At 56.6% G+C, this 23766-nt stretch carries 23 protein-coding genes; 14 read left to right on the top strand and 9 right to left on the bottom strand.

Annotation, left to right across the window (positions count from 1 at the left end):
• Window positions 1–3: 3 nt before the first annotated feature.
• Both AC2FIZ_RS11680 and AC2FIZ_RS11675 read right to left on the bottom strand, forming a co-directional pair.
• Complete coding sequence (locus tag AC2FIZ_RS11680; RefSeq protein ID WP_142637885.1) at window positions 4–966, bottom strand: acetyl-CoA carboxylase carboxyltransferase subunit alpha; 963 nt, start codon at window positions 964–966, stop codon at window positions 4–6.
• Window positions 967–1112: 146 nt separating this feature from the next.
• Window positions 1113–1709 carry a LysE family translocator gene (locus AC2FIZ_RS11675; protein ID WP_142637887.1) on the bottom strand — a complete coding sequence of 199 codons (597 nt, stop codon included), beginning with the start codon at window positions 1707–1709 and terminating at the stop codon, window positions 1113–1115.
• A gap of 73 nt (window positions 1710–1782) precedes the next feature.
• Here AC2FIZ_RS11675 and AC2FIZ_RS11670 point away from each other — a divergent pair, with 73 nt between their 5' ends.
• Complete coding sequence (locus AC2FIZ_RS11670) at window positions 1783–2235, top strand: Lrp/AsnC family transcriptional regulator (RefSeq protein WP_281973130.1); 453 nt, start codon at window positions 1783–1785, stop codon at window positions 2233–2235.
• Window positions 2236–2352: 117 nt separating this feature from the next.
• Entirely contained in the window at window positions 2353–2931 is a 579-nt protein-coding gene (locus AC2FIZ_RS11665; RefSeq protein ID WP_142637891.1) for a PA14 domain-containing protein, read from the top strand.
• A 33-nt stretch (window positions 2932–2964) separates the two neighbouring features.
• On the opposite strand, the gene AC2FIZ_RS11660 is transcribed toward AC2FIZ_RS11665, so the two are convergent.
• Complete coding sequence (locus AC2FIZ_RS11660) at window positions 2965–3927, bottom strand: L-malyl-CoA/beta-methylmalyl-CoA lyase (RefSeq protein ID WP_282027703.1); 963 nt, start codon at window positions 3925–3927, stop codon at window positions 2965–2967.
• Window positions 3928–4222: 295 nt separating this feature from the next.
• On the opposite strand from AC2FIZ_RS11660, the gene dgcN reads away from it, so the two are divergent.
• The 4 genes from dgcN (at window position 4223) to AC2FIZ_RS11640 (ending at window position 8381) form a co-directional block, all read left to right on the top strand.
• On the top strand, window positions 4223–5224 hold the full coding sequence (dgcN, locus tag AC2FIZ_RS11655) for an N-acetyltransferase DgcN (RefSeq protein WP_271950080.1): 1002 nt from the start codon (window positions 4223–4225) through the stop codon (window positions 5222–5224).
• 70 nt (window positions 5225–5294) lie between these two features.
• Window positions 5295–6260 (top strand): N-acetyl-D-Glu racemase DgcA, encoded by a 966-nt coding sequence (gene dgcA, locus AC2FIZ_RS11650; RefSeq protein ID WP_281973128.1) that lies wholly within the window; start codon window positions 5295–5297, stop codon window positions 6258–6260.
• A 10-nt stretch (window positions 6261–6270) separates the two neighbouring features.
• Window positions 6271–7131: a D-amino-acid transaminase gene (locus tag AC2FIZ_RS11645; RefSeq protein ID WP_142637899.1), complete on the top strand. Its 861-nt coding sequence runs from the start codon at window positions 6271–6273 to the stop codon at window positions 7129–7131.
• A 437-nt stretch (window positions 7132–7568) separates the two neighbouring features.
• Window positions 7569–8381 (top strand): methyltransferase domain-containing protein, encoded by an 813-nt coding sequence (locus tag AC2FIZ_RS11640; protein WP_345742204.1) that lies wholly within the window; start codon window positions 7569–7571, stop codon window positions 8379–8381.
• A gap of 138 nt (window positions 8382–8519) precedes the next feature.
• Here AC2FIZ_RS11640 and rplT read toward each other — a convergent pair whose 3' ends face one another.
• The 4 genes from rplT to AC2FIZ_RS11620 all read right to left on the bottom strand — a co-directional run bounded on the left by rplT (window position 8520) and on the right by AC2FIZ_RS11620 (window position 11279).
• Window positions 8520–8885, bottom strand: a complete 366-nt coding sequence (gene rplT / locus AC2FIZ_RS11635) for a 50S ribosomal protein L20 (RefSeq protein ID WP_142637903.1) — start codon at window positions 8883–8885, stop codon at window positions 8520–8522.
• 14 nt (window positions 8886–8899) lie between these two features.
• Window positions 8900–9100 (bottom strand): 50S ribosomal protein L35, encoded by a 201-nt coding sequence (rpmI, locus tag AC2FIZ_RS11630; RefSeq protein WP_010443552.1) that lies wholly within the window; start codon window positions 9098–9100, stop codon window positions 8900–8902.
• A gap of 180 nt (window positions 9101–9280) precedes the next feature.
• Window positions 9281–10828 carry an alanine/glycine:cation symporter family protein gene (locus AC2FIZ_RS11625; RefSeq protein ID WP_282022059.1) on the bottom strand — a complete coding sequence of 516 codons (1548 nt, stop codon included), beginning with the start codon at window positions 10826–10828 and terminating at the stop codon, window positions 9281–9283.
• A 13-nt stretch (window positions 10829–10841) separates the two neighbouring features.
• Window positions 10842–11279: a universal stress protein gene (locus AC2FIZ_RS11620; RefSeq protein WP_142637907.1), complete on the bottom strand. Its 438-nt coding sequence runs from the start codon at window positions 11277–11279 to the stop codon at window positions 10842–10844.
• 188 nt (window positions 11280–11467) lie between these two features.
• Here AC2FIZ_RS11620 and AC2FIZ_RS11615 point away from each other — a divergent pair, with 188 nt between their 5' ends.
• Window positions 11468–11941 carry an Lrp/AsnC family transcriptional regulator gene (locus tag AC2FIZ_RS11615; protein ID WP_271950091.1) on the top strand — a complete coding sequence of 158 codons (474 nt, stop codon included), beginning with the start codon at window positions 11468–11470 and terminating at the stop codon, window positions 11939–11941.
• Here the strand turns inward: AC2FIZ_RS11615 and pyk are convergent, their stop codons facing one another.
• Window positions 11942–13387 (bottom strand): pyruvate kinase, encoded by a 1446-nt coding sequence (gene pyk, locus AC2FIZ_RS11610; RefSeq protein WP_142637911.1) that lies wholly within the window; start codon window positions 13385–13387, stop codon window positions 11942–11944.
• Between the two features lie 133 nt (window positions 13388–13520).
• Here pyk and AC2FIZ_RS11605 point away from each other — a divergent pair, with 133 nt between their 5' ends.
• From AC2FIZ_RS11605 to AC2FIZ_RS11575, 7 genes are all read left to right on the top strand, one after another.
• Entirely contained in the window at window positions 13521–14258 is a 738-nt protein-coding gene (locus AC2FIZ_RS11605) for an N-formylglutamate amidohydrolase (protein ID WP_496708860.1), read from the top strand.
• Between the two features lie 77 nt (window positions 14259–14335).
• Entirely contained in the window at window positions 14336–14575 is a 240-nt protein-coding gene (locus AC2FIZ_RS11600; RefSeq protein WP_496696785.1) for a DUF6868 family protein, read from the top strand.
• A gap of 88 nt (window positions 14576–14663) precedes the next feature.
• The gene (locus AC2FIZ_RS11595) at window positions 14664–14978 is read left to right on the top strand and encodes a DUF1244 domain-containing protein (protein WP_496791050.1); all 315 of its coding nucleotides are present in this window, start codon (window positions 14664–14666) and stop codon (window positions 14976–14978) included.
• A 286-nt stretch (window positions 14979–15264) separates the two neighbouring features.
• Entirely contained in the window at window positions 15265–16431 is a 1167-nt protein-coding gene (gene iadA / locus AC2FIZ_RS11590) for a beta-aspartyl-peptidase (protein ID WP_496791049.1), read from the top strand.
• 55 nt (window positions 16432–16486) lie between these two features.
• The gene (locus AC2FIZ_RS11585) at window positions 16487–17374 is read left to right on the top strand and encodes a cyanophycinase (protein ID WP_142637921.1); all 888 of its coding nucleotides are present in this window, start codon (window positions 16487–16489) and stop codon (window positions 17372–17374) included.
• A 22-nt stretch (window positions 17375–17396) separates the two neighbouring features.
• Window positions 17397–20192, top strand: a complete 2796-nt coding sequence (gene cphA, locus AC2FIZ_RS11580; RefSeq protein WP_281995545.1) for a cyanophycin synthetase — start codon at window positions 17397–17399, stop codon at window positions 20190–20192.
• Window positions 20193–20206: 14 nt separating this feature from the next.
• Window positions 20207–21943, top strand: coding sequence for a Mur ligase family protein (locus AC2FIZ_RS11575; RefSeq protein ID WP_281973122.1), 1737 nt, complete (start codon window positions 20207–20209; stop codon window positions 21941–21943).
• 310 nt (window positions 21944–22253) lie between these two features.
• Here the strand turns inward: AC2FIZ_RS11575 and AC2FIZ_RS11570 are convergent, their stop codons facing one another.
• Window positions 22254–23222: an NAD(P)-dependent oxidoreductase gene (locus tag AC2FIZ_RS11570; RefSeq protein WP_496689972.1), complete on the bottom strand. Its 969-nt coding sequence runs from the start codon at window positions 23220–23222 to the stop codon at window positions 22254–22256.
• Window positions 23223–23766 lie beyond the last annotated feature (544 nt).

Genomic DNA, 23766 nt, shown 5'->3' with positions numbered 1-23766 from the left:
GGGTTACGCAGCCAGCCCTTTTGAGCCGATGTCGAGGAATTTTTGACGACGATCTCTGATCAGGGCGGCGGAATCCTTGCCGTCCAGATCCTTGAGCATCGCCGTAATCGCATCCCGCACGGAGTCCACGGTCGCAGCGCGATCGCGATGTGCGCCGCCCTTGGGTTCCGAAATGATCCGGTCGCAAACGCCCAGCTTGTGCAGGTCTTGCGCGGTCAGCCGCAACGCTTCGGCTGCTTCGCGCATTTTCTCTGAATCTTTCCAAAGGATCGAGGCGCAGCCTTCGGGTGAAATGACCGAATAGACCGAATGCTCCAGCATCGCGACACGGTTTGCCGTTGCAAAAGCCACCGCACCGCCTGATCCACCTTCGCCGATGATGACCGAGACCAACGGGACGCCGATCTTCAGGCACATTTCGGTCGAGCGGGCAATCGCCTCGGACTGGCCGCGCTCTTCGGCGCCTTTGCCGGGATAGGCGCCAGCCGTGTCGATCAAGGTGATAACCGGCAGTCCAAAGCGTCCTGCCATTTCCATCAGTCGGACAGCCTTGCGATACCCTTCGGGGCGAGCCATGCCGAAATTGCGTTCGATGCGCGATTTGGTGTCGCTGCCCTTTTCGTGGCCGATCACCATAACGGGTTGATCGTTGAACCGCGCCAGACCGCCGATCACGGCCAGGTCGTCAGCAAAATTCCGATCGCCTGCTAGAGGTGTGAATTCGGTGAACAGATCTTCCACGTAGTCTTTGCAATGGGGACGTCCAGGGTGACGAGCGACCTGACATTTTCTCCATGGCGTCAGATCGGCATAGAGTTCGTCCAACAGCTTTTCAGCCTTGGCATCCAGAGCGGCGGCCTCTGCGGCCACATCCATCTCTTCATTGGCGCGCGCCAGTGCACGCAGTTCCTCGGCCTTTCCTTCGATCTCGGCCAAAGGTTTTTCGAATTCCAGATACTGGGTCATGACGCCTCTCAACGCGGAAGTTCCCTGCTATATGGCCTGACGTTGCCCCGGATGCAACTCAGCAAGATTTAAAGGGTTGGTAGGGGTGCCCGTATTCACCCTCAAAAGGACCTTGATGACCGGTCATTGCTAGCCTTCGAACGTTCTCAAACGGGCCAAAGCACAGGGTAGAGCGACGCGACCAGCAGCCCCGCCATCACCCAGTTGAACAGCATCAGTCGGTGTGGGTTCGTGAGAATCCGCGCCATCTGCTGCCCGAGTACCGTCCACGTGCTGACCGAAGGTAAATTGATTGCGCCGAAAACAATCGCGACACCAACGATGGCGTTCAGGGAGCGATCGGGAGTGTATACGGTTGTTGCTGTCAGGGCCATGGCCCAGGCTTTTGGATTGACCCATTGGAATGCTGCGGCCTGTAAAAACGTCATCGGTGTCCCCGCAGGTGCGCCCGCTTCGGCTGGGGCCGAATGCGCGATTTTCCATGCCAGATACAGCAGATAGGCCACCGACGCCGCTTTCAACACGGTATAGCTGATCGGATAGGCATCAAACACCTGCACCAGCCCCGTTCCGACCAGAAGGACCATGACTGTAAAGCCCAACCCGATTCCGAACATATGTGGGATTGTGCGTCGAAACCCGAAATTCGCGCCCGAGGCCATCAGCATCAGGTTATTGGGTCCCGGCGTGATCGACGAGACGAAGGCAAAGGTGACGAGGGCAAAAAGCAATTCAGGGTTCATAGCGCAGATAATTGATGGAATCCGCCCAAATGAAATTGCGTTTGCGCTGGTTATTGCGGTAATTCTGCAATTAATGATCAAGTTGGATGATATAAATCGCCATATATTGCGTGAGCTGACACGTGATGGGCGGATAAGCAACCTTGAATTGGCCGATCGGGTCGGGCTGTCAGCCTCGGCCTGTTTGCGCCGTGTTCAGGAATTAGAGCGCGCGGGCGTGATCTCGGGCTATCGTGCTGTATTGAACCCACCTGCGCTGGGCATCGGCTTTGTCGCCTATATCGGCGTTGGGCTGGGCGAACATACAAAGGCCGCTCAGGAAGGGTTCGAGCGTGCTTTGCAGCGCGCGCCTGAAGTGGTGGAGTGCCATAACATCACCGGCACGATCGAATACCTGTTGCGCGTGGAATGTGCAGATCTGTCGTCTTACAAAACTTTTCACACCGAAGTTCTGGGGACTTTGCCCCATGTCACGTCGATCACGTCCTATGTCGTCATGGGCTCGCCCAAGGATATGCGGGCCTGACATTGGAAAGATGATTCTGTACCGACTTGCCGGAGTTGGATTCACGTTTTACTGTCTTGCCAAAGAATTGACCAAAAATGGGGACAACCCCAACCGGTCGTATTCAGGGAGAAGACGATGAAACTTGTTCGGACCGGAGCACTGGTCGCAACTTTGGTGATGATTGCGGGTGCATCTTTTGCAGCTCCGTTAAAACTGCAACCTGCCAACCCACAGCCTAGCCCCAAGGCGGGATTGAATGTGAATTACTTTGGCACTGGCAATCAACACAAGAAGATCCGAGATCTGAGCCATGCAAAAAGCATGCTGTCTAAAGCGCAGCCCGGACAACCGTTGCGGGGCTTGGATTACAGGGACACCAGTAAGGGTCAGGACGTCATGACGTTTGACGGCGCTTACAATGTCGCCGCCGAAATTACGGGGTACATGCGGTTCGACTCTGCTGGAATCTACGAGTTGGAAACGTGGTCAAATGACGGGATAGAGGCATTCGTCGGAGGCCAGAACATTGGACAAGTCTCGGGCATTCAGGGCTGCGAGGCCAATCAGCGGACCGAAGTCGATGTGCCCAAAGCCGGGTGGTACGCGCTCAAGATCATCTATTTCCAGAAGCTCGGAACATCCTGTCTGATGATGAAATCTGGTAAAAAGGGCGAAAGGTTCACCTGGACACCCAATGATGTCTTCGGACGGTAAGAAAAAGGCGCCCGGTGAGGCGCCTTTCTACTATTAGCTATTGGCAGCGATCAATTCGGCCTGGGCCACGATCACCTCGGCCTGTTTGATCGAGGCGATATCCACCAGACGCCCCTTGTAGACCGTCGCACCTTCGCCATTGGCCTTGGCCTGCTCCATTGCGGCCAAGATCTCGCTGGCCTCTGACACGGCTTCATCGGACGGAGTAAAGACCTGGTTGGCCAGTGCGATCTGCTTGGGGTGGATTGCCCATTTGCCGACCATGCCCAAAGTGGCAGAACGTTTGGCCTGCGCGATAAAGCCTTCGTCATCGCTGAAATCGCCGAACGGTCCATCCACCGGCAGCACGCCATGGGTGCGGCAGGCGGCAACGATGGCGGCCTGCGCCCAGTGCCACGGGTCGGACCAGTGTTTTTCACCTTCGCGCAGCATGTAATAATTTTCCTGCGTGCCGCCGATGCCAGTTGTCTGCATGCCCATCGAGGCCGCAAAGTCGGCGGCCCCAAGGCTCATGGCTTGCATCCGGGGGGACGAGGCGGCGATTTCTTCGACATGGGCGAGGCCAGCTGCGGATTCGATGATGACCTCAAAGCTGATTGGTTTGGTACGGCCTTTTGCGCGTTCGATGGCGGTGACCAACGCGTCCACCGCATAGACATCCGCCGCACAACCGACCTTGGGGATCATGATCTGGTCCAGTCGATCTCCGGCCTGCTCCATCACATCTACGACATCGCGGTACCAGTAAGGCGTATCCAGTCCGTTGATTCGTACGGACATGTATTTGGAGCCCCAATCAAGGGTGCTCAGCGCCTCGATGACATTGGCACGTGCTGTATCCTTGTCAGATGGTGCAACCGAATCCTCAAGGTCAAGATTGATCACATCCGCCGCAGAGGCCGCCATCTTGGGGAACAGCTTGGTGTTCGACCCGGGGCCAAACAACTGACAACGGTTGGGGCGCGCGGGGGCGGCGGGTTGAATGCGAAAGCTCATCTGGACCTCGTGCAGGAAAGGAAATTGCGATTTTGTTGTCTTATGAGGTATTAAATTGCGCAGGTCTCCGCAAGCATGTTTGTGCATCTGCGGCAATGCAGTCGCAGCATTCGCCGCAATGCGCCGTGTCTCTGGTGATTAAAGTTTAATCGCTTTAAAAACTTGAAAGAATTTTGCGCAAGCTGAGATATTTGCGCGAAATTTTCCTGCGGGATCCAGCGATGCTGGGCGAAATCGAGAAACACTCGCCTTGCCCGTCCCATAGCCTGCGCCAGAATCAAAGGAGTGCACCGCAATGATCGAGACACCGTATCTGTTGTTTTTGGGCGATGCGCCCGACCAGCTGGCGGCCAAGGTTGCCGTTGGAATCAAGGACTGGCGTCCGGAAAACGCCGTGGGTCAATACCGGATGGAGGGCTGTAAAGCCGATCTGGGCCTGACCGACATGTCCCTGGCTAAGGCCAAAGAGGCCGGGGCCAAGACTTTGGTCATTGGCGTGGCCAATCGTGGCGGTGTGATCAGTCAGGAATGGAAAAAGGTGCTGGTCATGGCATTGGAGGAAGGTTTCGACCTGGCCTCGGGCCTGCACAACCTTTTGTGTGATGAACCCGATCTAGTCGCAGTCGCCGAAGCAACAGGCCGCAAGCTGCATGATGTGCGGGTTCCGTCGGTCGACTATCCAATCGCCAACGGCATCAAACGTAAAGGTAAGCGCTGTCTTGCCGTGGGCACCGATTGTTCGGTTGGCAAGATGTACACCGCGATGGCTATGGATGCCGAGATGCGCAAGCGTGGCATGAAGTCGACCTTCCGAGCTACTGGCCAGACTGGCATTCTGATCACCGGTGACGGTGTACCGCTGGACGCGGTGATCGCAGATTTCATGGCGGGATCGGTCGAATGGCTGACACCCGACAATGATGACGACCACTGGGATTTGATCGAAGGGCAAGGGTCACTGTTTCATGTGTCATATTCCGGTGTGACAATGGCGTTGATCCATGGCGGTCAACCGGACGCGTTGATCCTGTCCCATGAACCCACCCGCGAGCATATGCGCGGTCTGCCGACCTATAGTTTGCCATCTTTGCAGGCTCTGCGGGACACGGCGCTGGCGCTGGCCAAGGTTGCCAATCCTGAGTGTCAGGTCATCGGTGTTTCGGTCAACACGCAGCATATGAGCGAAGCAGACGCATCCGCCTATCTGGCACAGGTCGAAGCCGACATGGGGCTGCCCGCGACGGACCCGTTCCGTTTTGGTGCAGGCAAGCTGGTCGACGCGCTGGCAGCAGTATAAAGCGGTCTGGTCCCGCCGACCCGGATCTAAATTGGAAAATCCGGGCGGCTCAGCCAGGAAAAGGTATGTTATGCAAATTGACGTCTCTCGCGATGTATTCAGGCTGGCTCAGGTCTTTACAATTTCACGTGGGTCACGGACCGAGGCCAAGGTTCTGACTGTACGCATTTCTGACGGCCAGTATCAGGGCTGGGGCGAATGTGTGCCCTATGCGCGTTATGGTGAAACACTGGATTCGGTCGAGGCTGAAATTGCCGGATTGCCCGACAGTTTCGACCGAGTGCAACTGATAGACCTATTGCCTGCGGGCGCTGCACGGAATGCCGTAGATTGTGCGCTGTGGGATCTTGAGGCCAAGCGTGCCGGTAAACGCGTCTGGAATCTGGCTGGGCTGCCTCAGCCGGGCCCCGAAATCACGGCCTATACATTGTCATTGGACACCGCCGAGGCGATGCAGGCGCAGGCGGCTGCGAATGCACATCGCCCGCTTTTAAAGATCAAACTGGGCACGCCGGATGACATGCCCCGACTTGAAGCCGTTCGCGCAGGCGCACCGGATGCGACAATCATCGTGGACGCAAATGAAGGTTGGTCCGCCGCCGTTTACACCGATCTTGCGCCACATCTTGTGCGCCTGGGTGTGGCCTTGGTCGAGCAACCTCTGCCCGCCGGTGACGATGACGCGCTGATCGGGATGGAGCGCCCGGTTCCCGTATGCGCCGACGAATCCTGCCATGATCGTGCCAGCCTGCCCAAACTGAAGGGCAAATATGATGTGATCAACATCAAGCTCGACAAGACCGGAGGTCTGACCGAAGCGCTGGAGCTGCGCAAAGCGGCGATTGCTGAAGGCTATGACATCATGGTCGGCTGTATGGTCGGCAGCTCTTTGGCGATGGCCCCTGCGACATTGCTGGCGCAGGGTGCGATGGTAACGGACCTTGACGGACCACTTCTGTTGGCCGAAGACCGCGACAACCCGCTGACTTTTGATGATGCCGGAGTGTACCCGCCATTGGCGGCGCTCTGGGGCTAAGGAGATTGACATGACCCGCACCGTTTATGTGAATGGCGACTACCTGCCCGAAACCGAAGCCACAGTGTCGATCTTTGATCGTGGCTTCCTGATGGCCGATGCCGTGTATGAGGTGACCAGCGTTCTGGACGGCAAGCTGATCGACTTCGAAGGCCACGCGGTCCGCCTCAAGCGCTCGCTGGACGAATTACAGATGGCTGAACCCTGCGCGAAGGACGAGCTGCTGGAGATCCACCGCAAGCTGGTTGAGTTGAACGGCATTGAAGAGGGGCTGGTCTATCTTCAGGTCACGCGCGGCAGCGACGGCGACCGGGATTTTGCATTTCCTGCGGCTGATACCAAACCCACACTGGTTTTGTTCACCCAAAACAAGCCGGGTCTGGCAGACAGCCCTGCTGCCCGGAAAGGTGCCAAGGTCATCTCGATCGAGGATATCCGTTGGGGCCGGCGCGACATCAAGACGACACAGCTGCTCTATCCCTCGCTGGGCAAGATGATGGCCAAGGCCGCGGGCTGTGATGATGCCTGGATGGTCGAAGGCGGCTATGTGACCGAGGGCACCAGCAACAACGCGTATTTTGTCAAAGGCAACAAGATTGTCACCCGGCCCTTGTCGAGCGACATCCTGCACGGCATCACCCGCAAGGCCGTTCTGCGAATGGCAGCCGAAGCGCAGATGGTTGTCGAAGAACGCCTGTTCACTATCGACGAGGCCAAGGAGGCTGATGAGGCGTTCACCACCTCTGCCAGTGCTTTTGTCATGCCTGTGGTTGAAATTGACGGCACAGCGCTGGGCGACGGCACGCCGGGACCCATAGCCAAACGTCTGCGCGAGATTTATCTGGACGAAAGCCGCAAGGCAGCACTCTAAAGAAATCCCATGCTGGGCGTTTGTGTGGCATGGGGTGGTCGCAACGAATTTGACAACATTTGGTGCCGCGTGCAGATCTTGGTCGGGATGAACGGCGCAAAGAAGGTGCGGCACCAAAATCTCAGAGCGCGCACTGAACACGATAGTTGGTGATCCTGCATCCTGACAGGCCGCTTTGAGAATAGGCATACTCAGCCTGACAAAGGGTATTGGTATGGCCGAAACCAGGCGGCATATTACGCGCTGAGTTGCGGTTTTCAGGAGCCAACTTCACACATGATGATGGCGAAGCCCCTACGTGTTGCTGGTGTAGCTAGGGGGCAGAGGGCCGGAGATGCCCCGTCACACGACCAATGGGCCTCAATGGCGGCTATTGGTGCCGATGAAAATGTTGGTCTATCATGTCCTCCTGTGGTCCATTTCAAATGAGTTAACTTATGGCCGATCCATACTCTGACCTCGGCGCGCAAGACACCGCCCTTCAAGAGCGGATCGCAACAGCAATGGAAGTGCGCTGTTTAGAGCCTGCGCAGATTGCAATTCGCAAAGCCTACATGGAAAACCTGAGGCTCCCCAAAGGTGCACGGGCGCTGGAGCTTGGTTCAGGAACAGGACACGTTACCCGAGATTTGTTGGAGCTTGCAGGAGCCGCAACGGCCCATGGAATTGAACCCTCGCCCGTCATGGTCGCACGGGCCCAGAAGAGCTTTGGGGATGATGATCGACTTAGCTTCGATATCGGGGATGCCAAAAACACAGGTTTTGAAAGCGAGACCTTTGACCTTGTGTTAATGCACACGTTGTTGTGCCACGTCCCTGGACCTGAAGACGTTGTCCAAGAGGCCTTCCGCCTTTTGAAGCCCGGAGGTGTACTGGCAATTTGTGATGGCGACTACAGTACCGCAACTGCGCAGATCGCGGACTTTGATCCGCTCGATCAACTCATCAAATTCATGATCAATCAAAATGTCACTAATCTTTGGATAATGCGTCAGATTTCAGGCATCCTGGTCGATGCCGGATTTCAACTTGGGGCCCGGAAAGGTCATGGATATGTGGCAGAAGGGGAAGCGACCTATTTTCTCACCGTAATTGAACGCGGAGCGGACCGCATGGTGGAAGAGGGTCTGTTATTTTCCGAAACTGCAGAGGCTTTGAAATCAGAAGCGAAACGCAGAGTATCTGCCAAGATGTTTTTTGGTTTTATGTCCTATGTGAGCCAAATCGCAAATAAACCCAAGATCGTTTGACCGTTCTCAGTAATCGGGCAGACAGACATTGCACAGCATCCGGCCTTCTTGGTTCAAAGCGGACCCTACCAGTTACCAGTAACAAAAAAGGCCGCCCCAAACGGAACGGCCCTTTATTCACTGTCTCTTTACAGAGGATCAGGCGGTCAGAGCAGCCTGAGCCTGGGCGACGATCGCGCCGAACGCTTCCGGTTCGTGCACGGCCAGATCGGCCAGAACTTTACGGTCCACTTCAATACCGGCCAGGTTCAGGCCGTTGATGAAGCGGGAATATGTCAGGGCTTCGTCATGCGAACGTACAGCAGCGTTGATCCGCTGGATCCAGAGCGCGCGGAAGTTACGCTTGCGGTTCTTACGGTCGCGGGTTGCATATTGGTTGGCCTTGTCTACGGCCTGACGGGCAACCTTGAAGGTGCTTTTGCGGCGGCCATAGTAACCTTTGGCGGCCTTGATAACCTTCTTGTGACGGGCGTGAGTTACGGTTCCACCTTTAACGCGGGACATGTCTTAATCTCCTCTTATCGATCGTAGGGCATATAGCCCTTGACGATTTTGGCGTCGGGGGCGGACAGGGTGGTGTTGCCACGAGCATCGCGGATGAATTTCTTGGTCCGCTTGATCATGCCGTGACGTTTGCCGGCCTGGCCAGCAAGGACCTTACCGGTCGCAGTCACCTTAAAGCGCTTTTTGGCGCTCGACTTTGTCTTCATCTTAGGCATTTCCGTCTCCTTTCGGGGTTCGGTTCGAAACGCGACTCGGCATGCCATCTCGGCCGGTCACGCGATCAGAAGCGCCGTTTACGCAAGTTCGACCATACTGGCAAGGGGGTTTTGGCTGAATCTGCAATTTTAGCAGCCCAGTCAGGCACCGGGGCGACGCAGGCCGCCCCGGTGGTCTATTTAGTGACCGTATTTGCGGATCTCACCGCTTTTCAGTCTTTCACTATACGATGCCAGTTCCTGACGAACGATCTTCATCAGGAAGTAGAGCGCAAAGACGTTCACAACCGCCATCGCAAAGATCGCCGCATCCGAGAAGTCGATAACCGGGCCGAGGTTGGCCGCAGCACCGATCACCACGAAGACGCAGAAGATGATCTTGAACACCAGCTCTTTGGTGTGCCCCTCACCGAACAGATAGGTCCAGGCCTTCAGGCCATAGTAGGACCAGCTGATCATAGTCGAGAAAGCAAAAAGGATCACCGCAATCGCCAGAACATAGGGGAACCAGCTGAACGCGCTGCCAAAGGCGGCAGAGGTCAGGCTGACGCCCGAGTTGCCGTCAACGGTCGCAATAGCGCTTCCTGCTCCGTTCAACATATAGTTGCCGGTCTCGGGGTCGATGATCAGCTGCTGTGTGATGATGATCACCAGCGCGGTCATGGTACAGATCACGACCGTATCGATGAACGGCTCAAGCAGCGAAACAAAGCCTTCTGTGATCGGCTCCTTTGTGCGCACCGCCGAGTGGGCAATCGCAGCAGACCCAACGCCGGCCTCGTTCGAGAACGCGGCCCGTTTGAAGCCCTGGATCAGAGCACCGACCATTCCGCCGGCCACACCAAGACCGGTAAACGCACCGGCAAAGATCTGACCAAAGGCCCAACCGATCATATCCGCATTCATGACGATGATGACCAGAGCCGCCGCGACATACATCACGCCCATAAAGGGCACAACTTTTTCAGTCACTCGCGCGATGGATTTAAGTCCACCGACGATCACCATGAACACGACAACCGCAAAGACCACACCGGTGATCCAACCCGGGTAATTCCCGACGATGCCTGCAATCTGCTGATGCGCCTGATTGGCCTGGAACATGTTGCCCCCGCCCAGCGCTCCAAGAATACAGAAGATCGAGAACACAACCGCCAGAATCTTACCTCCGGGCAGGCCAAGCTCGTCAAAACCCTTGGACATATAGTACATCGGGCCGCCCGAGACGCTGCCGTCTTCGTATTCGTTGCGATACTTTACGCCAAGTGTACATTCGGTGAATTTTGACGCCATGCCCAGAAGACCAGCCAGGATCATCCAGAAGGTCGCCCCGGGGCCACCAATGCCAACAGCAACGGCAACGCCTGCGATATTGCCAAGCCCGACCGTGCCCGACAGGGCAGTGGCCAATGCCTGAAAGTGGCTAACCTCACCAGCATCGTTGGGATCGGAATAGTCGCCTTTGACCAGACTTATCGCGTGGCCGAAAAAGCGCATCTGCACAAAAGCAAAGTACAGAGTAAAGACCGACGCCGCGATAACCAACCACATCACGATCCAGGGAAATCCTGTCCCGGGAATTGGTGCGAATATGAAGCTAACGAATGGCCCAGTGATATCAGCAAAAGCCTGATTGATCTTTTCGTCCAACCCGGGCGCCTCTTGCGCGGCGACGGGGCTGGCCATCAGGGTGGCGGCTGCCAATCCCAGTTGAGATAGTGTTTTCATTCCTGTGCCTCCCTCAATTCACGACCGTGACCGGTACATCGGCATGCATTACAAGGTTTTGCGTTGAGCTGCCGAAGATACGCTTTTTGAGGCCATCCGCGGACGAGCGTCCAACGACAATCTGTACGGCCTTGCTGTCTACCGTGATGGCATTCAGCGTTTCAGCCACATCTCCGTGGCGCACCACTCCGGTCGCGGCGAAACCCGCGGCCTTCAGGGCGTCGACGGCGGGTGCCACCACCCGTGTCGTTGCTAGTTCAATCTCCTCCTCACGCCGCATGTGCCGCTTTGCGTTTTCTTCAGGTGTCTGAAAAGTGTAGGGCGACCATTCAATGACATATGCAACCAGAAGCTCGCATGAACCAATTCTTTCAGCCAAATCTTTGGCGAAGGCGATGGCACGTTCTCCGGATTCTGTCCCGTCCAGTCCTATGACAATTTTTGTTGTCATCTCGTTCCTCCATTTATTGTTCATTTGACCGGGGCCCGTGCCCCCGGCAGGGCAGCCGGAACTTGGAGCATTTATTGTAGACTGCCCTCAAGTCAGTATCAGGAAAAATCACTAGGAAATGGTATTATTTTTGGTCTATTCTCAGTAAATTATCCCATTATGCGCCAAAATTACAGGGAATTTACCTAATGGACAGAGAATTGGACAAGATCGATCAACGCATCCTGCAGGAATTGGAAGCCAATGGCCGCCTGCCAATCGTCGAGCTTGCCATGCGGGTAAACCTGACCAACACCCCGTGCTCAGAGCGTGTAAAACGACTGGAAAGAACCGGCTATATCACCGGATACAGCGCCGTTCTGGACAAGGAGCGGTTGGGTCTCGGGCATATGACGGTTGTGCAGGTTTCCCTGGCTGCAACGTCTGAGAACTCATTGGATAAATTCAACGATGCCGTGCGCGATGTCACCGAAATCGAAAGCTGCCTGATGGTGGCGGGGTCGTTTGATTATCTGTTAACCGTTCGCACACGCGACATCGCCCATTTCCGCCAGACCCTGGGGGAAAAGATCAATAAGCTTCCGGGCATTCACCAGACCAGTTCCTTTACCGTGATGGAAATCGTCAAGGAACCGGTCGGGCAGAATGTCATACCCGCCTGATCAGCCAGGATCCGTGTTATAGATCAGCCTTTCGTCGCAAGGCGCGATCCGCAGGATATTGGTCGTGCCGGGCACGTTGAACGGAACACCAGCGGTGACAACGATCTGATCCGTGTCAGTTGCAAATCCACCAGAACGAGCAGCACGGGCGGCGCTCACGACCGCCCCTTTGAAACGCTCAAGCTCGGGCGTCATTACGCAATGGCAGCCCCAGCTCAGGCATAACCGACGGGCCGTTCCCTTTGCCGGGGTCATTGCAATGATCGGAACTCCGGGGCGTTCGCGCGCGGTCAACAGCGCAGTTGTGCCGCTTTGAGTGAAACAACAGATGGCCTTGATATCCGTTTTCTCGGCAATTTCGCGAGCGGCGGCGACGATGCCGTCGGCCACGGTAGTCCCCTTCGCCGTGCGCGATGCTGCGATAATCTGATCATAAGTGGGGTCGGCTTCGACCTCGATGGCGACCTTGTTCATGGTCTGCACGGCCTCGATCGGATATGAGCCAGCGGCAGATTCCGCACTCAGCATGATGGCATCCGTGCCTTCGTAGATTGCGGTTGCCACATCTGAAACCTCGGCGCGTGTGGGCATCGGGCTTTCGATCATGCTTTCCAGCATCTGTGTGGCCACAATCACCGGCTTGGCGGCGCTACGGCACCGGCGGACCAGACGTTTCTGGATCGGGGGTACCGCGGAAACCGGTAGCTCCACGCCCAGATCTCCGCGCGCAACCATAATGCCGTCAGAGGCATCGAGGATGTCGTCAAACGCTTCAACCGCAGCAGGCTTTTCAATCTTGGACAGGATCGAGGCGCGCCCATCGGCCAGTGCCCGAGCCTCAAAAACATCCTTGGCCCGCTGAACGAAACTCAGCGCCAACCAATCCACACCCAGCTGGCAGACGAATTCCAGATCACCACGATCCTTGGCGGACAACGCAGCCAAGGGCAGCACGACATCCGGCACGTTCACGCCCTTTCGGTTCGAAATTGTCCCGCCGACCTCGACGGTACAATTAGCATGATCCTGGCCGCAATCCTGTACGATCAGGCGAATTTTGCCATCATTGACCAAGAGGCGCGCACCGGGTTCCAGCGCAGCAAAAATCTCGGGATGGGGCAGGCATACGCGGCCTGCGTCGCCCGGGGCCGGATCCAGATCCAACCGAAACACGGCACCCTCGATCAGCTCTTCCGCATCATTGGCAAATACGCCGACACGCAGCTTTGGCCCCTGCAGATCTGCAAGAATGGCGATAGGGCTGTCCAGATCCTTTTCGACCTGACGGATGATCCGGTGCCGCTCGCGGATTTCGTCATGGCTGCCATGGCTCATGTTCAGGCGAAATACGTCGGCTCCGGCTTCGTGCAATGCGCGAATGGTGTCATAGTCATTGGACGCCGGCCCCAGCGTCGCCACGATTTTCACATTTCTCAGGCGTCGCATTGACCTTGTTCTCCTCAAATCATGTCCTGAATTTGCGCGAATGTTACCGCAAACATCGACTCTGCCCGCTTATTGCGCAATTCCCTTTCCGAAGCAACTGTCCTAAACCTGCCGGAAACAACATGACAGGCTTATGACGTATTCTCCGTTTTTTATCCATGGCGCGGATCGCCCTTCCCGCTGGCTGATCACATGTGACCACGCGACCAATACTGTTCCACCGGGAATCAATGGTGGGGATCTTGGCTTGCCGCGTGAGGATATGGAGCGCCACATCGCCTATGACGTGGGCGCCTATGAAGTATCGAAACATCTGGGTGAAATTCTGAACGCGCCTGTGATCGCCGCGAATTTCTCGCGCCTTGTGATCGATCCGAACCGAGGCGAGGACGACCCGACTCTTGTGATGAAACTGTATGATGGGTCAATCATTCCCGGCAACCGTAGCGCCGATGCGGATGAGCGCGAGCGGCGTCTGAACATATGTTACCGCCCTTACCATAGGGCATTGGCTGAGCTGGCCGCACTGCCCCATGCGGTGATCGTGTCGATGCATTCTTTCACCCGGCAGTTGCGTGGACGCGAACCGCGTCCCTGGCATGTCGGTGTGCTGCACACTCCGGATGAGCGTTTTTCGCGCCCACTGATCCACCGGTTGCAGGCTGAAAAGGACCTATGTGTTGGCGTCAATGAACCCTATACTGGCGTTCTGCCGGGCGATGCGATCGACAAGCATTGCACTGCCTTTGGCCGCCCTAATGCGTTAATCGAACTGCGCAATGACCTGATCGCCGATCACGCGGGGCAGCGTGCATGGGCCGAGCGTCTGGGAATTGTCCTGGAAGACGCCCTTTCGCATAGCGAATTGTGACTTTCGGCAGCTGAGAGCACACGCACCATTGAGCGACCACGCCCGAAACCCCATATATCAGGCGAAAGGAGGCGATCATGACGCAAGAGCTTTTGACATCTGTTTTCGGCTGGATGGTGGTGATCAACCTTGCTGTGTTACTATTTTCGACCCTGATGGTCGTGCTGATGCAGGATTGGGCGGCTGGCATCCATAGTCGGATGTTCCAGATGGACCGCGCGGATGTAAAACGTGCGTATTTCAGGTATCTGGCCAATTACAAAATTCTGGTGCTTATCTTTTCCATCGTGCCCTGGCTGGCGTTGAAACTGGCCTAGCGCACTGAGGTGTTGCTGATGATTGAAACGGCCCGCTTTGGTTGTTAGGTCATCTTGAACATATTGGGCAAGCATCCGGAGCGAGAACATGGACCAGAAAACTGAAACCGAACTTCAGGCCGCCGCATTCCGCAGGTTGCAGCAGCACCTGATGGAAGACAGGACCGATGTTCAGAACATCGACATGATGAACCTGGCCGGATTTTGCCGCAACTGCCTGTCGCGCTGGTATCAGGAAGCGGCCAATGAACAGGGCATTGAGATGGACAAGGACGAAGCCCGTCAGATCTTTTACGGGATGACCATGAGCGAATGGAAAGCCAAGTATCAGACCGAAGCCAGCCCTGAAAAAAAGGCGGCTTTTGAAGTCTCATTCGAAGAAAATGTCGGCAAAAAGAGCTGAACGTGAAAATAGAAAGGCCCACCATTCCAGCGGGCCTTTTCTCAGTGAGGCGGCTGTCAACAAAGGTTTCACTGCCTCCGCTACATTCGCTTCTTACGGTTGTTCCGATCCGAAAGCGACGGGCGCGGCGAATTGCGCAAATGCCCAGCTTTACCTCAGCGCTCCTAAAGATTTGCCTTTATGGCCTGCGCCCGACATTTACGCTTTCTCCGAATTAAGGGATGGTTCTTCTGCTGACTTTCAGTGCAAGAAAGAATGTCTTTGCTCTTACTGACGGGTATGAAACGTGTTGAAACTGATCAAGAATGCGCGGCTCTATACGCCTGAGCCTGTTGGTCTAGGCCATATTCTCACCGCGGGGGAACGCATTATTTACCTCGGTAGCGCTCAACCCGAACTGCCGGATCCGCTTCAGGCTGAAGTCGTTGACGTCGAAGGTGCATCGGTTGTTCCGGGTTTGATCGACGGACATGCGCATATCACGGGTGGTGGCGGTGAAACCGGGCCAGCCAGCCGGGTGCCGCCGATGGTCTTGTCCTCGTTCACCCGTGCCGGGGTCACGTCGGTTGTCGGGGTGTTGGGGACGGACGATCTGACCCGCAACACGCAGACGTTGGTGCAGCAGGCCTATGGGCTGCGGGAGGAGGGGCTTTCGGCTTGGTGTCACACTGGTGGCTATCACGTCCCTCTGACCACCCTGACCGGTTCCGCCCGGGGTGATATCGTATTCCTTGATCCGGTTATCGGCGTTGGGGAGCTGGCGATCAGTGATCACCGGTCAAGCCAACCGACAATGGACGAGTTTCTGCGGATCGCAAGTGAGGCGCATGTCGCGGGCCTGATGACCGGCAAGGCAGGGATCGTGCATTGCCATATGGGCGACGGCGACAGGGGCCTGTCGATGTTGGAACAGGCAATCGCGACCTGCGAAATCCCCGCACGCGTCTTCAATCCAACTCATGTCAATCGCAACAAACCCCTCTTTGAACAGGCTGTCGCGTTGGCGCGGCACGGATGTTACATCGACGCGACCGCATTCCCATGCGAGCATATCGAGCCGGGCATATCAGCCGCCGAGGCCTATATCCAGTTCCGCGATCAAGGTGGCCGCGCGGACCGGTTCACCATCAGCTCTGACGGGGGTGGCTGCCTGCCGGCCTTTGACCGTGAGGGCAATCTGACACGGTTTGGTGTGGGGTTGTCCGACACTCTGCCTGAAACACTGCGCGACCTGACCGATAAAGGAATGCCTCTGTCTGATGCGCTTGCTCCGATGACCTCTAATGTCGCCGATCTGCTCAGGCTACATCGAAAGGGCCGTTTGAAAGTGGGTATGGACGCCGATCTGGTGGTTCTTGACGAAAACACCGCTGTGCGGCATGTGATGGCCCGGGGGGAATGGCATGTCCGCGATGGCCAGATAGCCCGGCGCGGCATGTATGAACAGATTTGAACGTCCGCGCGGTCCCCGGTGGCTGCCCGCTATAGCTCCGGAAGGTAGTTAAGATATGTGCCCTGCACCCATTGATGCAGAGACCCCGCGCGGGTTCATCATCCCGATCGGCGGTGGCGAAGACCGCGTCAAGGAAATGCAGATTCACCGCAAATTCGTGGAGCTGTCCGGCGGCGGCGATGCCGATATTGTCGTGATCCCGACAGCCTCGATGCTGGAAGAAACAGGGCCGGATTATAACCGCATTTTCTCTGAGCTTGGAGCGGGTCAGGTTGAGTTCCTGCCCATCTCGCGCCGCGCCGATTGCGACAATCCCGACTATGCCGAGATGTTGGACCGCGCCACTGGGATATTCATGACCGGCGGGAACCAGCTTCGGTTGTCGGCGATTCTGGGTGGCACGCTTGTTGCTCAGAAAATCCGGCGCCGGAATGCGGCGGGGATACCGATTGCGGGAACCTCAGCCGGGGCGTCGGTCATGTCCGAGCATATGGTTGCAGGCGGCAGCAGCAATTCGGCCCCGGCTGAAGGCAATATCACTCTGGCCCCGGGCATGGGTTTGACCAATGCGGTCATCATTGACCAGCATTTCACGCAGCGTAACCGCCTGGGGCGCCTGTTAACCGCCTCATCTTTCAACCCTTTCCTGATCGGGCTGGGCGTTGACGAAGACACGGCGGCCTTCATTGGGCCCGATAACGTCCTTGAGGTAGTGGGCAGCGGAACGGTCACTGTGGTGGATGCCAGCCATCTGACGCATTCATCGATGTGGGATGCCCGTCGCGGAGAGGCGTTGAGCCTTCTGGGACTTCGGCTTGACGTTCTGGGCGAAGGGTGCCGTTATGATCTGACGGCTCGCCAGGCGTTTCCGCCGGATGAGCATATGGCGTTCTGTACATTGCCGGACCTGTCCGGGGACGAGGGCGCCGGCGGGGGAAAATAAAAACTAACCAACAGGGTGCCTCATGAAAGTAATTTCGACCAACGTCTTTGTCGGCCCGAATGTTTGGGCAAGTTTTCCGGTTATTCGCCACGTTATCGATGTGGGTATTCTGGAAGAATGGCCTTCGGCAAAAATTGGTTCGGAATTTATCGACGCTCTGGTCGCGGCACTTCCCGGTTTGGCAGAACATGGCTGTTCCTATCGCGAACCCGGCGGGTTCATCCGCCGCCTGCGCGAAGATGAGGGCACATGGCTGGGTCATGTGCTGGAACATTGCGCTATCGAGGTGCAGAACGTAGCTGGTACGGATGTGACTTTTGGCCGAACGCGCGGCACTGGCGAACCCGGCCAGTACAACATGGTCTATGAATACCGCCAGCGCGATGTCGGACTGGATGCGGGCAAGCTGGCGATGCGTCTGCTAATGCATCTGTTGCCACACTCCCTCAAGGACCAGGTGGATTACGACTTCGATCCGGATTTCAACTGGGATGATGAGTTACGCAGCTTTGTGCTGCGGGCGCAGCGCAAAGAATTTGGCCCCTCGACCGGCTCGTTGGTCAAGGCGGCACAAGAGCGGGACATTCCGTGGATCAGGCTGAACTCTGGCTCGCTGGTGCAGTTCGGACACGGGAAGTATCAGAAACGCATCCAGGCTACCATCACTTCTGAGACCAAACATATCTCGGTCGAGATTTCCTGCGACAAGGAAGATACCCACAATCTGCTGAACGATCTGGGCCTGCCGGTACCACAGCAGCGCATGGTCTATTCGGCGCGCGAGGCGGCAAAAGCAGCGGGGCGTATTGGATTTCCTGTCGTCGTCAAGCCGCTTGACGCCAATCATGGGCGTGGTGTTTCGATCAATCTGAATTCAGAGTCCGAGGTCGAGGCCGGTTTTGCCGAAGCCAAGGAACATTCTCGCAGCAGGGCCATTCTGGTGGAAAGCTTCATCACCGGTTTTGACCACCGAATGCTGGTTGTGAACAACAAACTGGTTGCGGTGGCCAAGCGTGTCCCCGGACATGTCGTTGGTGACGGCACACACACGATTGCCGAACTGGTTGACATCGTGAACCAGGATCCGCGCCGTGGCATCGGACACGAGAAAGTGCTGACCATGCTGGAAATCGACAATCAGGCCAAACGCCTGATGGAGAATGCGGGCGTGACCGAAGAAACCGTGCTGTCGGAAGGCGAGATCTTCTATCTCCGTTCAACGGCAAATCTGTCGACGGGGGGTACAGCGATTGATCTGACGGATGTGGTGCATCCTGACAATCGTGACATGGCCGAACGCGCCATAATGGCGGTTGGATTGGATGTGGGAGGTGTGGATTTTCTGATCGACGACATCACCAAATCCTACAAGGATATTGGCGGAGCTATCGTCGAGGTGAACGCCGCCCCGGGCTTTCGGATGCACGTGGCGCCGTCCGAAGGTCAGCCCCGCGACGTGGCGGGCAGAGTGATCGACATGTTGTTCCCAGCCAATGAGGAAACCCGCATCCCGATTGCGGCGATCACAGGAACCAACGGCAAGACGACGACCTCGCGGATGCTGGGGCATATTATGAAAACCAGCAGCAAGACCGTTGGCATGACCTCGACCGATGGCGTCTATGTGGACGGTAAACTAAGCGTCAAGGGCGATATGACGGGACCGAAATCCGCACAGATCGTCCTGCGTGATCCGGCGGTCGATTTTGCGGTGATGGAAACCGCACGCGGCGGGCTTGTGCGGTCCGGTCTGGGCTATCAGCGGTCGAACGTGGCGGCGTGTCTGAATGTCTCGGCCGATCATCTGGGTCTCGGCGGCATAAACACGGTCGAGGAGCTGGCCGTTGTCAAGCGCGTGGTGGTTGAAAGCGCTGTGGATACTGCAGTGCTGAATGCCGATGACATCAACTGTCTGAAAATGGCCGACTACGCTCAAGCGGATCAGATTTTCTATGTCACGACCAATCCAGCGCACAGTCTGGTCAAGGAACATATCAAGGCCGGCGGCAAGGCTATCGTGCTTGAAAAAGGCATGAATGGTGACATGCTGACCATCTATGACAACGGGCTTCATATCCCGGTTCTGTGGTCGCATCTGATCCCGGCGACGTTGGAAGGCAAGGCAATTTTCAACGTCCAGAATGCGATGTTCGCCGCCGCGATGGCCTATAGTTTCGGCGTGGACCTAGATAATATCCGTCATGGGCTGCGCACCTTCGACACCAGCTATTTTCAGGCACCTGGACGGATGAATGTCTATGACGAACATCCCTTCAAGGTGATCCTCGATTATGGCCATAACCCCGCCGCGCTGAAAGCGATGGCGGCGCTGGCCGATCAGTTAGAGATCAAGGGCCGCAGGCTGTGCGTGGTAGCGATGCCTGGCGACCGGCGCGACGAAGATATTGTCGATGGGGCCGCCGCCCTGGCCGGACATTTTGATCATTTCATCTGCAAGGCAGATGACCGCCGTCGCGGACGCGGGCATGACGAGGTGCCGCAGATGATGCGTCAAGCCCTGATCGACAACGGCGTGGATGCCGCAGCCATCACGGTCATCCCCGACGAGGTTGAAGCGGTCAGTGCCGCGTTGGTGCAGGCCGGACAGGGCGATCTGTTGGTGATCTTTGGTGATGACACAACGCGCTGCTGGAAACAGATCATCTATTTCAATTCTGATGGCGAAGAACCCGAGGTCGCACCTGTGGCAGCCCCCGCCGAAACCTCGTTCGAAGATATGTTCGAAGGCGACCAGAACCTGATCCGGGATGAGCGTGGCGTGCGTCTGGCCCGTGAAATCAGCGAAGACGCGGATTGAGCGGAGGCACCGGAATGGACCGGATCGAAGAGCTTGAGACCGCGCTGACAATAGAAAGCGCGACCGTTGACCATATTCAGGTGGATGACGCCCGGCGTCTGACCGGGCCGGGCCTGCTATGGAACCGACCCGGCGCTGTGATGGATGTTTTCTTCACTGATATCGACGCGACGCAGATCACCGACTTGTGGGAGAAGCATGCGCGCCGGGTTCTGGACGCACTGGGCTGGCAGGGGCAGGGTCTGATCCACCGTACCTTTACGGGCGGCGTCAATCTGGCGATCTCGGCACCGATGGATCAGCTCTATTCCGGGATATTCGCAGCGCAAACCGCCTGGCATTTCTGTGCTGCAGAACTGCTGGCATCCGAGCCCGGAGATTTCGATCAGATGGTTGCGGATGTCAAAGGCGTCATGGAAATGGAAGCCAATCCCGCACTGATCGCCTTGATTGCCGCGGCTGAGGCGCATGGCGTGGATATCCTTTGCGATGATGACGAGGTGTCGATCGGGCATGGTACAGGCAGTCAGACTTGGCCTGTTGATGGGCTGCCCACCCCGGGTGAGGTGGACTGGTCTGCGCTGCATGATATCCCGGTCGCGTTCATCACTGGAACCAACGGCAAGACCACTACGACCCGGCTGCTTGAGGCTATCGCGCGCGCTTCGGGCAAGGTCGCCGGGCTAACCTCGACCGAGTTTGTCCGCGTGGGCGATGATATACTGGACCGTGGCGATTACTCGGGCCCCGGCGGCGGGCGGATGTTGCTGCGCGATAAAAGGCTGGAGGTTGCCTGCCTTGAAGTCGCCCGTGGGGGCATCCTGCGCCGGGGTCTGCCGACCCGCGCCGCCACGGCGGCGGCTGTCACCAATGTGGCGAACGACCATCTGGGCCAATATGGGGTCAACACGGTGCCGGAACTGGCCCAGGCCAAATTCGCCGTACATCGAACATTGGCCGAAGGGGGCGTGCTGGTCCTGAATGCCGATGATGACTTTGTCCGTGCCGAGGCGAAGAATACCTCGGCGAATATCTGGTGGTTTTCGCTGGACGCGCAGAACGACCTGATCCGCCAGGCGCGCGATGCAGACAGGTGCTGCGCCTATGTGCGGCAGGGTGATATCGTGTTTTTCGACGGTGCGGCGGAACAGGTGGTGATTGCAGTTTCCGATGTTCCCCTGACCATGGGCGGCGCTGCGAAATACAATATCCTGAACGCGCTAGCGGCCTTGTGCCTGGCTTTGGCGCTGGACTTGCCCGTTCAGGCGGCTCGGGATGGATTGGCCGGGTTCAAACCAGACGCCAAGGATAATCCAGGCCGTTGCAACGAGTTCCGATACAACGGGGCACGGGTCTTTGTGGATTTTGCACATAACCCGCATTCGATTTCCGCCGTTTGCGATGCGCTGTCGAGCTTGCCAGCAAAACGGCGTTTCATCATGCTCAGCCATGCGGGGGACAGATCGGATCAGGATATCCGGGACGTAACCGCGACAGCGCTGAATTTCCAACCTAACGTGGTCGTCGCAACCGAGCTGGAAGGATATCTAAGAGGCCGCGATTCGGGGGAAATTTCTGATCTGATCGAAAAGACAGCGTTGGAACATGGGTATGGTGCAGAACAAATACTCAGAGCCGCTTCGCCCACACAAGCCGCATCAATGATACTTGAAAAGCTACAACCGGATGATATCGCTTTGTTGCTGGTTCTGTCCGATCGTGACGCTGTTCTCGCTATGCTCGACGGGTAAGAACAGAGGCGCGTGTCGGGATCACAGAGAGGGCGTGTTAGGAAATGAGTTTTTGGGCGGTCGGCAGTCCACATCCGACGCCCTCACCCAGTGTCAATACGGCCCTGTCGGACCTTCGTCCCTATCGTATATCCGCCTCATCCTCGGATTTTTTGTTTTGCGCATTGTATCATACCGTCCCGCAATTCGAGGCCGAGTAAGCTGGTGCGACGCCGTTCAAAGGGCATTGAGCCTCTGAGCCTCTGAGCATTGGCCGTCGGGGCAGGTATGATACCTGCCCTCAACTTGCTCGTGGCTGCTGAAACGGGCTCTAGCTGCCGGCAGAGACGCGCGACGAACCCTGCGGGATCACCTCGTATCCAGGCTCTTCTGGTTCGTCATCCGCCATTTCCGCAGGGAAGCCGGGGGCAAGGATGGAAAGACCGGTGGCGTCCTCTAACCGGCGGATAATGTTGGGCGATAGCTCGCGATCGCCATAGCGTGCAATGCCGTCGTCAAAAATCTGGCAAATCAAGGGTGAGACTTCCAGCGGCACATTGTTTCGTTCGGCAATACTCTGGAACAGGCCCACATCTTTTTTCACCAGATCCATGGTGAATGAGATATCGCGCGAACCGTTCAGGATTACCTGGCTTTCGGTAACATGGGAAAAGCTGTTACCGGACGAAATTTTGATCGCCTCGTAAGCTGTGTTCAGGTCCATACCTGCAGCCTTCGCCGTCACCAACGCTTCGGCATTGGCGACCAGATGGACGGTGGCCAGATAATTGGTAAGTACCTTGAGCATCGAGGCGCTGCCAAGCTCACCGGTATGCAGGATACGTCGTCCCATGGTCTTCAGCAACGGCAGAACTCGCTCGAACGTTGAGCGGTCACAGCCCGCAAAGATCGAGATATTACCAGTGTCGGCGCGGTGGCAACCGCCAGATACCGGGCAATCGACTGCGGCACCACCGGCGGCGATGACGATACCGCCAAGGCGTTCGGCTTCAGCTTGATCAGTGGTAGACATCTCCAGCCAGATCTTGCCTTCTTTCACCTCTGGCAGCATCTCCTGCATGACAGCGTCCGAGGCGGCAGGCGAGGGTAGGCAGGTGATGACGACATCGCAATCACGCATCAATGTTGCGGCATTTTCCGCCAACTTGGCACCCTTGGCCGCCGCCGCTTCCATCAAGTCGCGGTTTAGATCAAGAACCGTCAGGTCGATTCCGTTCCGCAAAAGGCTGCCTGAAAGCTTTCCGCCGACATTACCAAGTCCAATGAACCCTACTTTCATCTTCTATTCCTTCCGAGTGTACGAAAAATCCAAACAAACAGATCCGCTAGGTGAGCGGTCGATAAGCGATTCCCGAGAACAAGGTGCCACCGACCCCTTTGTCTGATGAACGACGTTGGAACCTGCAATAACGCCAGGACCGGCCGCGTTTGCCACAAAGTCGAAGCCAAGCGCCGGATTGGCCACGAATGCGGCAATCCTGACTTTCGTCGATGAGACGTCTGGTTTGATCAAGTCCAGATTTCCTGTTCGGATTTGAGACAATTCAAAAACTTGTATCGCGACCTGAGCTGCAAGTGAAAATGATAAAACAGGCTATCTACCACAAAAACTATTTGTCGCTAGATTAGATCAAACCCAATACCCATAGTTGGTTATGCAGCTTCGAGGCTGCGGCCCGGCATTTGAACGTTTCGCATATCGATGTCGACCTGTTCAAAGCTTGGCTGCGTGGACAGTTAGCCACGGCTTAGGTTCTGGACCTATTAATTTGGTTGCCGTCATCCCGCCTGCGTGATTCATACCCGTGAGTTTCAGGGGTATA

The organism is Ruegeria sp. CDSB022, from assembly GCF_059611145.1.
Note: the sequence above shows the minus strand (reverse complement) of the source record. Positions and strands in the feature narration are given on the sequence as shown.